Genomic DNA, 11,905 nt, shown 5'->3' on the forward strand with positions numbered 1-11,905 from the left:
ATGGAAAAACAGGAGCGTGTAATATTAGTAACGAATGATGATGGTATAACAGCACCAGGCATACGTGCATTAATTGAAGCAGTGAGGCCGCTGGGCAAAGTAGTAGTGGTAGCGCCGGATAGTCCGCAGTCTGGTAAAGGGCATGCCATCACTATTGGTACTCCTTTACGTTTAAACCAGGTAGATATTTTTGAAGGCATTGAAGCATGGCAATGCTCCGGCACACCGGTAGATTGTGTAAAGCTGGCCCGTGATAAGATCCTGCACGGTAAACCGGATATCTGCGTAAGTGGTATCAATCATGGTGCAAACCATTCTATTAATGTTATCTATTCCGGTACCATGTCTGCTGCTATGGAAGCAGCTATTGAAGGTATTCCTTCAGTAGGGTTCTCTTTTCTGGAGTATAGCTACGATGCTGATTTTACGTTGCCTAAAAAAGTAGCATTTGAGGTAACACAAAAAATGCTGGCTTCGGATTTGCCGGCGGGGACCTTGTTTAATGTAAACATTCCGGTAGTGAGTGAACAGGACTATAAAGGACTTAAGATCAGCCGTCAGGCAGATGCCAAATGGGTAGAGGAGTTTGATGAGCGCAGAGATCCGCATGGTAAAAAATACTATTGGCTCACCGGTGAGTTTAAAAACCGGGATACAGGTGAGGATACAGATGTGTGGGCGCTGGATAATCATTATGCATCGCTGGTACCTGTGCAGTTTGATCTGACTAACTACACACTGAAGAAGAAGCTGGAAGAGGATTGGAAAGACCTGTAATAAATCGTTTTAAACAGCTTTTAATCTTTAGCATTTAGCTTTTAGTAAATGCAGCAAAAATAATATGGTATTTTATCCGCTGCATTTACTAAAAGCTAACCGCTAACCGCTAAAAGCTACTATAATAACACTATGTTAAAAAAAGACAATCTTCCATTAGGGATTTTACTGGGGTTTCTGACACCGGTAGCAGCATTTTTCCTCTACTATTTGTTTGTGATCAGACCACATAATAATGTTGGGCTGGGACAATTTTTAGGTATCTTAAAAGATAACAAACAAATGATTCCGAAGCTCACCAGCATCTGTTTATTACTGAACGGGCTGGTATTTTTTCTGTATACCAGGAAGCGGAGAGATATCACCGCCAAAGGTATTTTCCTGATGACAATGCTGTATGCTATTGGTATACTATTGCTCAAACTGATCAGATAATTCTTAATACAACACTATATTGAAATATTACATTATTGCGGGAGAAGCGTCAGGGGATTTGCATGGCAGTAACCTTGTAAAACAATTAAAAAAGATGGATACGGCTGCGGATATACGTAGCTGGGGTGGTGATCTGATGGAAGCGGCAGGTGCCCACGTGGTAAAGCATTACAAGGAACTGGCTTTTATGGGTTTTGTGGAAGTGGTGATGAACCTGCGCACCATTTTACGCAATATGGATCTTTGCAAAAAAGATATCGCTGCATTTCAGCCCGATGTATTGGTGCTCGTAGATTACCCAGGGTTTAACATGCGTATTGCAGAATGGGGTAAACAGCAGGGTTATAAAATAGTTTATTATATCTCTCCGCAGGTATGGGCCTGGAAAGAAAACAGGGTAAAAAAGATTAAGGAATGCGTGGATAAAATGTTGTGTATCCTGCCTTTTGAACAGGAGTTTTACCATAAATGGAATTATGAAGTAGAATATGTAGGGCATCCCTTGGTAGAAGTAATTAAAGCTGCCAAAGAACAAGCCGCGGACACACCTTTATCTGATAAGCCGGTTATTGCTGTATTACCTGGTAGCCGTAAACAGGAAGTAAGTGTAAAGCTGCCTATTATGTTAACCATGGCTAAACACTTTCCGGAGTACCAGTTTGTGGTAGCACAGGCCCCCAGCCTGGATGATCATTTCCTGGAGAGCCTTACCGGCCAACATGCGAACGTGTCTATGGTAAAAGGACAAACGTATAAATTGTTGCGTCAGGCCAAAGCCGCCCTCGTAACGTCCGGTACTGCTACGCTGGAAACCGCGCTGTTCGGCGTTCCGGAGGTAGTATGTTACAAAGGCAATCCCATCTCTTATTTTTTTGCTAAAAAGCTGATCAAAGTAAAATATATCTCTCTTGTAAATCTGGTCATGGATAAGCTGGTAGTGAAAGAGCTTATTCAGCATGATCTGACAGAAGAAAATCTGTTAAAAGAATTGACCGGTTTATTAAAAGATGACGCTGCACGAAACCGTGTAATGAAGGATTATGCAGAGCTATGGCATAAGCTGGGAGAGAAAGATGCTTCCCGGCGCGCAGCAGAAGTGATTTATGACTACGCACGTCTCGCTTAATGTCTTCTTATTAACCTGATTACAAGTATAATCAGGGCTATCAAAAACAGTAAGATGGATATCCTGTTCATCCCATGCATCATAGCCACATAGCGGGTCTTAGGTGCATTGGGATCCTTTTTGCCAATATACAGATACCTTAATATTTGTTTCCAGATACTTTTCATGATCCAAAGATCGTAAATCAGTACTATTTTTGGCACTTCTGAAAAATAAGGACATGATGAGATATCTACTGTTAACCGTAACCATTTTTTTATCCTGTTTTACTATCCATGTATATGCACAGGAAAATGCTGCTAATCCCATGCTTACCGGGTGGGAGTTTTCCCGTGTTGATGAAGGTATCTGGCGCCCTGCCACAGTACCCGGCACGGTCCATACAGATCTGTTAGCCCAGAAATTAATCCCCGACCCTTTTGTAGGTACCAATGAAAAAGCGGTGCAATGGGTTGATAAAAAAGACTGGCAATATCGCAAAAGGTGGAAACAGAGAAAGCAGGACCTGAATTTTGATGTGATCGAACTGGAGTTCCAGGGATTGGATACTTATGCAGATGTATACCTGAATAATCACCTGGTATTACAATCTGTGAATATGTTTGTATCGCATACTATAAATGTAAAAGAGTGGCTGGTAGCCGGCGATAACGAATTGCGTATTTTGTTTAGGAGTCCTGTTAAACAGGACATGCCTCAATTTTTACGGGATAGTATTATCTACCCTGCCGGCAATGATGCCAGCGATATTCCATTAAGTATTTATGCCCGTAAAGCGCCTTATCATTATGGCTGGGATTGGGGCCCGCGTTTGGTGACCTCCGGTATCTGGCGCCCGATTCACCTGCGTATGTGGAACAAAGCCAGCATCCGTAATATATGGTGGCAACAACAACAACTGGATTCACTGAAGGCAGATATGCAGGCTGTGGTGACTGTGGAAGCCGCTGTAGCAGGCGCTTACACGTTACAGGTACAGGAACAGCAGGCCGGCGGTAAACAATTGCAACTGGCAACATTGCCGGTTACTTTAAACGCCGGCGCCAATACAGTGAATGTGCCTTTTTCTATTAAAAAACCAATGTTGTGGTGGCCGGCAGGTATGGGCACACAAACCCTTTATACGCTGCGTACCACTTTGTTGAGCAATAAAAAACCAATAGATGTACGTAAAGATGCTGTTGGATTACGTACCATAGAAGTGGTAAATAAACCCGACAGCCTGGGGGAATCTTTCTTCGTGAAAGTGAATGGCAGACCCGTGTTTATGAAAGGGGCCAACTATATTCCGCAGGATAATTTTCTGCCACGCGTAACCACCAAAAAACAGGAGAAGTTGTTTAATGATATGGTGGAATCGCATTTTAATATGGTCCGCGTTTGGGGTGGTGGTATTTATGAAGATGATAATTTTTATTCACTGGCAGATGAGAAAGGAATACTGGTATGGCAGGATTTTATGTTTGCCTGTACCTTGTATCCATCTGATACCGCTTTTATAGAGAATGTAAAACAGGAAGCTGCCGATAATATCAAACGCCTGCGTAATCATCCGTCGCTGGCGCTGTGGTGTGGCAACAACGAAGTGGCGGTAGCCATTAAGAACTGGGGCTGGCAAAGTGGCTATGCTTATACAGCAACACAGTGGCAACGCTTATTGAAAGGGTATGAGCTGTTGTTTAAAGAGGTTTTGCCCAAACAGGTGCAGGAGCTCAATCCGGGTACTTTTTATTTTCATTCTTCTCCAATCAGTAACTGGGGTACCAAAGAAGATTTTACGAAAGGAGATAACCACTACTGGGGCGTATGGCATGGTATGGAATGGTTTGAAGCATTTAATACGCATATACCGCGCTTCATGAGTGAGTATGGTTTTCAGTCGTTTCCTGCTATGGAAACCATCAACACTTTTGCTACCAAAGACGACTATGATATTTTCTCCAATGTGATGCAATCGCATCAGAAGAGCCCTGCTAAAGGAAATACGGCTATCAAAACCTATATGTTGCACTATTATAAGGCGCCAAAGGATTTTCCTTCCTTCGTGTATCTCAGCCAGGTATTGCAGGCAGAGGGCATGAAAGTGGCTATAGAAACACATCGCAGGGCAATGCCTTATTGCATGGGTACCTTATACTGGCAGCTCAACGATTGCTGGCCGGGTGCTTCCTGGTCTGGTATGGATTATTATGGTCGCTGGAAAGCACTGCAATACCATGTTAAAGAGGCTTTTAAACCCCGTTTGGTATCTAATGTAATAGAAAATGGAAATCTGAATACTTATATTGTTACAGATGAATACCAGGGGTTGGTAGATCTGCACCTGATGGTGACTGATCTTCAGGGCAATGTGATCTGGCACAAGGAATTAAATGAAATAAGATTAAAAAACAATACGAGCGAAAGGTTCCATGCCATTGATACAGCTAAATTATTACAGGGCAGAAACCCGGCAATGGTAATATTCTATGCGCAACTGCGAATAGACAATAAGAATATGGAGCGGAATATCTTTTACTTTGCTCCGGCGAAAGATATGAACCTTGAAGCCCCGCAATTGGATATTGTAACCAGTAAAGTGGAGCAGAATAACGATGTTGTATATATCCGCCTGAGATCTGATAAGCTGGCGAGAAGTGTTTGTCTGACACTTGACAATTCCCAGCCATCAGAACATTTTGAGGAAAATTATTTTGACCTGTTACCGGGAGAAACTAAAACGATCAGGCTGCAAACGAAACGCTCGCCTGTAATCATCCATCAGGCCCTGAAAATAACAACTTTGTTTGATTCTTATAAATAATGACAATGAAGAAATTTTGGATGTTATTGGGTTGCGGGTTGATGGGCATTGGCTTTGCTAATGCGCAAAACGAAGAGCCGCCTTATGTTCCGGAAACTGACAAAGCAGTCATCCAAAAGCTGGATGAGTGGCAGGACTGGAAATTTGGATTGATCATGCACTGGGGGCCTTACGCTCAATGGGGTGTGGTAGAGTCCTGGAGTATTTGTCCGGAAGATGAAGGTTGGACGCAGCGTAAACCTGCCGGTATTCCTTATTACGACTATCTGAAAAAATACGAAGCACTGGGTAAATCATTTAACCCTGTTCATTTTAATCCTGAAAAATGGGCTAAAGCGGCTAAAGACGCAGGCATGAAGTATTTGGTATTTACCACCAAACATCATGATGGCTTCTGTATGTTTGATACCAAACAAACGGATTATAAAGTAACCGCACCGGATGGCGCTTTCAGCAAAAATCCCCGCGCTAATATTGCAAAGGAAGTGTTTGAAGCTTTCCGTCAGGAAGGGATTCATGCTGGTGCCTACTTCTCAAAACCAGACTGGCACACGGATTCCTACTGGTGGAACTATTTTCCGCCGCGCGACAGAAATGTGAACTATGATGTGAAGAAGTATCCCGAAAGATGGAATCAGTTTAAGCAGTATACTTATAATCAGATCGAAGAACTGATGACCGGTTACGGTAAGCTGGATATTCTTTGGCTGGATGGAGGCTGGGTGCGTCCTCTGAAACAACAGAGTAAGGAATCGCTTTCCTGGAGTCAGACAGCGCCACAGGATCAGGATATTGATATGGGTAAAATTACAGCGATGGCCCGCAGTCATCAGCCCGGATTGATAGTGGTAGATCGCAGTGTACATGGTCCGTATGAAAATTATCGTACGCCGGAACAACAGATTCCTGAGAAGCCTTTGAGCTATCCATGGGAAACCTGTATGACGATGGGTAATTCCTGGTCTTATGTACCGGACGATAAATACAAATCAGTTACTACCATTATTCATAACCTGGTGGATATTGTAGCCAAAGGCGGCAACTACCTGCTGAATGTAGGACCAGGGCCTGATGGCGAGTTGCATGAAGCAGCTTATACTACCATGAAAGGTATCGGTGAATGGATGCATATAAATGGGGAGGCGATTTATGGCACCCGCGCAGTGGCGCCATATAAAGATGGTAAAGTGTGTTTTACGCGTAAAAAAGATGGTAGCGTATATGCCATTTATTTGCTGGATCAAAATGAGAAGGTACCAGCCGTAATTACTTTCAAAGGACTCACACCCGCTAAAGGTGCCCGTTTGCAATTGTTAGGAACCACTGTTAAGCTGATGTGGAAAACTACTGCTGCCGGTGTAGAAATAAAAATACCTGAAACTATTCAACAGAAAGGATTTCAGCATGCTGTGGCTATCAGAATTTCAAGTGTGGAAAAAATGTTGATATGATGTTAATTTAATGTGATTACAGTGTTAATAAACAAAGAAGAGGTTGTCGCTTACCCGCGGCAACCTCTTTCTTGTTTTATAGTTGACATTTTTCACAAAAGATAGTTTTATGAACAGAAATCCAAGAGTCTTACTTGTCGAAGATGATAAGGCATTCAGCAGTATTGTTAAGCAACATCTGGAAGAAGCCGGGTTTACCGTAGAACAATGTTTTGATGGCATTGATGCCTTACATCATTATCAGCGGAGCCGCTACGACATCTGCCTGGTGGATATTGTAATTCCCAGGATGAGCGGGTTTGAACTGGCTGCTGCCATCCGCAAAGAAAGTATGCTGACACCTATTTTTTTCCTTTCTTCTGAAAGAACATTGGATGAAGACCGCATCAATGGTTTTCAGCTGGGTGGCGATGGGTATATGGTCAAGCCATTTAGTTTTAACGAATTGCTGAAACGCATGCGTGTTATCCTGAAATGGACCCGGCCAGAGAAATCCGAATTGCTGGTGGGGCATACTGCCGGCGTTAATACCTATCACTACAGGAAACTGAAGGTGTATAATACCGAAACCAAGGTGGTGTTGGGGAAACTCTCGCCCATAGAGGCAAAAATGCTGCGGTATTTCTTTAATCGCCCCAACATCATTGTAAAAAAGGATGAAGTGCTGCTGCGGGTCTGGGGAAAAGAAGATTTTCATACCAGTCGTAGTATGGATGTGTTTATAGGCCGCGTACGCCGGCAATTGAAAATAGATCCGTGCCTCGAACTGGAAACGGTCTATAACGTAGGCCTGCGATTGAATGTCCCCAAAACACTGGAGCTGCAAAAAATTTGTGTTCCTATTAAAAAAGACTAGCATTACTGATTGCTGTTAATCCTTTCCCTCTCCGGATATTTACTGCTCACTGCCTTTACTGCGCACTATAAATCAGGTGCTGCAGGCCGTTTTCTATTGAATGCCGCTTTTTAGTATCCCGCTTTTCTTTCAGATTATATTAAATCGTAACTTTAATCCAATGGAAACAGTGGTAGTTCAAAAATATAATTTAGACGAAGAGCAGGAAAAGAAAGAGATCGTTCGGCATTACCGTGCTTTATTAAGGGCGCTGAAACCCCGTTTAAAAAAAGGCGACAGGGAGCTGGTACGTACTGCTTTTGAAATGGCAGCGGATGCACATAAGGAAATGCGGCGCAAATCCGGTGAACCTTATATCCTGCACCCGCTGGCGGTGTCACAGATATGTGTGGAAGAAATCGGATTAGGTGTGCGCTCTGCTATATGCGCATTACTGCATGATACCGTGGAAGATACGGAAGTGACACTGGAAGACGTTGCCAGGGAATTTGGTAGTGAGATCGCACATATTGTGGACGGGCTCACCAAGATATCTACTGTCATAGATTCCAGTACAAGTACCGCACAGGCAGAAAATTTCAAAAAGATATTACTCACCCTGGCAGATGATCCAAGGGTGATACTGATTAAGCTGGCAGACAGGCTCCATAACATGCGTACCCTCGATAGCATGAGCCGTGAAAAACAGCTGAAAATAGCTTCTGAAACAGTATTTATCTATGCGCCACTGGCCCATCGTCTCGGTTTGTATAACATCAAATCCGAAATGGAAGACCTGGCCATGAAATATACCGAGCAGCAAACCTATCGCGAAATAGCCCGGCGCCTCAAGGAAACCAAACGTGAGCGTACCCGCTATATCAACGAGTTTATCAAACCTATCAAAGAGGTGCTGCAGGAAGAAGGATTTGAATTCGAGATCTATGGCCGCCCGAAATCTATCCATTCTATTCACAATAAAATCAAAACCAAAGGCGTCGCCTTTGAGGAAGTATATGATCTTTTTGCTATCCGTATTATCCTGGACTCCGCATTGGACAAGGAAAAGGCGGATTGTTGGAAGGTGTATTCCATTATAACGGATTTTTATCATCCCAGCCCCGAAAGAACGCGCGACTGGCTCAGTAACCCTAAATCCAATGGTTACGAGGCTTTGCACGTAACCGTGATGGGCCCCAGTGGTAAATGGGTGGAAGTGCAGATCCGCTCCAAACGAATGAACGACTATGCGGAAAAAGGTGTGGCGGCACATTGGCGCTATAAAGAAGGCAGTCCCAATCCGCAGCAGGAATCCAAGTTTGATCAGTGGTTTACCCAGATACGTGAAATCCTGAACAATCCCGATTCCAACACACTGGACTTCCTGGCCGATTTCAAAAGCAACCTTTTTACAGAAGAAATCTATGTGTATACTCCCAAGGGGGATCTGAAAATATTACCGGTAAACTCCACTGCGCTTGACTTTGCATATTCTATTCACAGTGCGGTAGGTAACAAGTGTATTGGGGCAAAGGTGAATTACAAACTGGTACCGCTGAGCCATAAACTGCGCAGTGGCGACCAGGTTGAGATCATTACCTCCAATAAACAGAAGCCTTCGGAAGACTGGCTGAACTTTGTGCTTACTGCCAAAGCAAAATCCAAGATCAAGGATGCGCTGAAGGAAGAGAAGCGTAAAGTGGCCATGGACGGGAAAGCTACGCTGGAGCGTAAGCTGGATCACATGAAAATTTCTACCAGTCAGCATAATATCAGTGAACTGGTACAGTTCTATAAACAACCTTCACCGCTGGACCTGTATTATCAGATAGCGGTAAAGAATATTGACCTGAAAGAGCTCAAGCAGTTTTCTATATTGGGTGATAAGCTGGAACCGCCCAAGCCGGTGAAAATACCGGAACATGTGCCGGAAGAACATGTCAAACACTCGTTGCCATCTAAAAAAGATGCGGAACTAATCATTTTCGGAGAAAGCTCAGACAAAATTGCCTATAAACTGGCTAATTGTTGCCGCCCCATTCCCGGTGATGACGTTTTTGGCTTCATTACTGCCAGTGAAGGGTTGAAGATTCACCGGACCAATTGCCCCAATGCCGCACAGCTATTGGCTAATTATGGGCACCGGGTGGTAAAAACCAAGTGGGTGAAGAACCGTGAAATCTCTTTCCTGACAGGTTTGCGTATTATCGGAATGGATGATGTAGGCGTTATTCATAAGATTACCAATATCATTTCCGGTGAGCTGAAAATAAATATCTCCGCCCTTAGCATTGAGTCTAAAGAGGGGTTATTTGAAGGGCTGATCAAAGTATATGTGCATGATAAGGAAGAGTTGGATGAACTCGTGGAGAGGCTTAAAAAGCTCGATGGTATTCAATCTATACAAAGACTGGAGGAATCATAAAAGAATTACGAATTATTAATTACGAATTACGGCGTTGTATAGATATTTTCGAATATTTTCGTGTATATCTACCTACAACGCCGTAATTCGCAATTCGTAATTTGTATTTCTTATAATTCGCCTTAATTTTGCGACTTCTTTTAAAGCAACAACCTCCGATAATTAATTAAATCATTATGGTAGACGTTTTGTTAGGCCTGCAATGGGGCGACGAAGGTAAAGGTAAGATTGTGGACTATTTTGCCGGCAGGTACGACGTGATTGCCCGTTTTCAGGGTGGACCGAACGCTGGTCACACCTTATATGTAAATGGACAGAAAGTAGTACTGCGTACTATTCCTTCCGGTGTTTTCCATGAAAAGACCATCAATCTTATCGGTAACGGTGTGGTGCTGGACCCTGTAGCTTTCAAGAAAGAGAGCGAAGACATTTCAGCATTGGGAGTGGATCTGACAAAAAATCTTTTTATAGCGGAAAAAACGCATATTATTGTTCCTACACATCGTGCGCTGGACAAGGCTTCCGAAATAGCAAAGGGAAATGATAAGATTGGCTCTACTTTAAAAGGTATAGGCCCTGCTTACATGGATAAAACCGGTAGAAACGGTTTGCGCGTAGGTGATGTATTATCTCCTGATTTTAAAAATCAGTATGAGAAACTGAAACAGAAACATCTGCAACTGTTGTCTCAATATGATGTAAATGAATTCACTGAAGATATTGCCAACTGGGAAGCTGAGTTTTTCGCAGCTATTCCTTTCCTGAAAACGATGAATGTTGTAAGCGGCGAATATTTCCTGAATGAAAAACTAAAAGCCGGTAAAAAAGTATTGGCGGAAGGTGCGCAGGGAAGTATGCTGGACGTGGATTTTGGTACTTATCCTTTTGTTACTTCTTCTAACACTATCTCTGCCGGTGTATGTACTGGTTTAGGTATTGCCCCGCAGTGGATCAAAGAAGTGATAGGTGTTACCAAAGCTTACTGTACCCGCGTTGGTAGCGGACCATTCCCTACTGAACTGCATGATGCAACCGGTGAAAAACTGCGCGCTGCAGGTCACGAATTTGGTGCGGTTACCGGCCGTCCACGCCGTTGTGGCTGGATTGACCTGGTAGCACTAAATTACACCTGTATGCTGAGTGGCGTTACTCAACTGGTTATGACAAAAAGTGATGTGCTGGATGAATTTGACGAAATATTAGCTTGTACTGCTTACGAAATAAATGGTAAGCAAACGAAAGAGTTACCTTTTCAGTTAAACGGCCTGGACATTAAACCTGTATGGGAGACATTTAAAGGCTGGAGTGATAAAACTTCTACCTGCAAGCAGTTCAACGAGTTACCGGCTGAGATGAAAGCATTGGTAGCAACTGTGGATACTTATCTGGGCGTTCCTGTGAAATATGTTTCCAACGGACCGGGACGCGATCAGATACTGGAAAAGTAGAAGCAAAAAAGTAAGGAAAAAAAACGGCAAAAAAAATTTGGCGAATAAAAAAAACTATTAAAACTTTACGGCAAAGAAATTAAGGTAACCTATTATGAAATCAAAATCTGATAAAGAGAAAGAGACCAAAAAAACTACTTCTCCTAAGACTGCAAAAGACGCTCCTAAAGCTGCGGCCAAGCCTAAGAAAGAGGTGGATGATGATGATGAGGAGGGTGATGAAGAGGAGGAAACGACTTCTAAATCTGCCTCAAAGAAATCAGATAAGTCCGCGTCAAAATCCAAGCGTAAAGACGACGATGAGGATGATGATGACGGAGATGATGATAGCGAAGATGCAGATGATGCCTGGGAGAAGGGAGAAGATGAGGATTACGATCCTGATTTTGAAGAATTCGACTTGCCTAAGTCAAAGGGTAAACGCGGTCGTCCAAGTACTGGCGTCGGTAAGAAAGCTGATGACGATGACGATTTGGGCATAGACGATGAATTCAAAGACATGGATCTTTTCAATGATCGTTTTGATGATGAGGATGATGATTTTTAAGCAATAAAAGCGATTGTTATCAGGATATTCCACACTTTTCCGGTTGATAATCAAAACA

At 43.1% G+C, this 11,905-nt stretch carries 10 protein-coding genes; 9 read left to right on the forward strand and 1 reads right to left on the reverse strand.

Annotated elements, in window-relative coordinates; translation table 11 throughout:
* The 3 genes from surE (at position 1) to lpxB (ending at position 2,338) form a co-directional block, all read left to right on the forward strand.
* A complete protein-coding gene (surE, locus tag CLV51_RS06880) occupies positions 1–777 on the forward strand; it encodes a 5'/3'-nucleotidase SurE (protein WP_106527235.1) in 777 nt (258 codons plus the stop codon).
* Positions 778–909: 132 nt separating this feature from the next.
* A complete protein-coding gene (locus tag CLV51_RS06885) occupies positions 910–1,212 on the forward strand; it encodes a hypothetical protein (RefSeq protein WP_106527236.1) in 303 nt (100 codons plus the stop codon).
* A gap of 19 nt (positions 1,213–1,231) precedes the next feature.
* Positions 1,232–2,338: a lipid-A-disaccharide synthase gene (gene lpxB, locus CLV51_RS06890; protein ID WP_106527237.1), complete on the forward strand. Its 1,107-nt coding sequence runs from the start codon at positions 1,232–1,234 to the stop codon at positions 2,336–2,338.
* Here the strand turns inward: lpxB and CLV51_RS29860 are convergent.
* Positions 2,335–2,505, reverse strand: a complete 171-nt coding sequence (locus CLV51_RS29860; RefSeq protein WP_342748448.1) for a DUF6728 family protein — start codon at positions 2,503–2,505, stop codon at positions 2,335–2,337. The two genes, lpxB and CLV51_RS29860, sit on opposite strands and share 4 nt — an antisense overlap.
* A gap of 53 nt (positions 2,506–2,558) precedes the next feature.
* Between CLV51_RS29860 and CLV51_RS06895 the strand changes: the two genes are divergently transcribed.
* The 6 genes from CLV51_RS06895 to CLV51_RS29030 all read left to right on the forward strand — a co-directional run bounded on the left by CLV51_RS06895 (position 2,559) and on the right by CLV51_RS29030 (position 11,847).
* A complete protein-coding gene (locus CLV51_RS06895; protein ID WP_245898642.1) occupies positions 2,559–5,141 on the forward strand; it encodes a beta-mannosidase in 2,583 nt (860 codons plus the stop codon).
* Between the two features lie 5 nt (positions 5,142–5,146).
* Positions 5,147–6,592 carry an alpha-L-fucosidase gene (locus CLV51_RS06900; RefSeq protein ID WP_106527238.1) on the forward strand — a complete coding sequence of 482 codons (1,446 nt, stop codon included), beginning with the start codon at positions 5,147–5,149 and terminating at the stop codon, positions 6,590–6,592.
* 109 nt (positions 6,593–6,701) lie between these two features.
* Positions 6,702–7,448, forward strand: a complete 747-nt coding sequence (locus CLV51_RS06905; RefSeq protein WP_106527239.1) for a response regulator transcription factor — start codon at positions 6,702–6,704, stop codon at positions 7,446–7,448.
* 160 nt (positions 7,449–7,608) lie between these two features.
* On the forward strand, positions 7,609–9,852 hold the full coding sequence (locus CLV51_RS06910) for a RelA/SpoT family protein (RefSeq protein WP_106527613.1): 2,244 nt from the start codon (positions 7,609–7,611) through the stop codon (positions 9,850–9,852).
* A gap of 176 nt (positions 9,853–10,028) precedes the next feature.
* On the forward strand, positions 10,029–11,300 hold the full coding sequence (locus tag CLV51_RS06915; RefSeq protein ID WP_106527240.1) for an adenylosuccinate synthase: 1,272 nt from the start codon (positions 10,029–10,031) through the stop codon (positions 11,298–11,300).
* Between the two features lie 94 nt (positions 11,301–11,394).
* On the forward strand, positions 11,395–11,847 hold the full coding sequence (locus CLV51_RS29030) for a hypothetical protein (protein WP_158266942.1): 453 nt from the start codon (positions 11,395–11,397) through the stop codon (positions 11,845–11,847).
* Positions 11,848–11,905: the final 58 nt, after the last annotated feature.

This window comes from Chitinophaga niastensis, from assembly GCF_003014755.1.
Classification (GTDB): domain Bacteria; phylum Bacteroidota; class Bacteroidia; order Chitinophagales; family Chitinophagaceae; genus Chitinophaga; species Chitinophaga niastensis.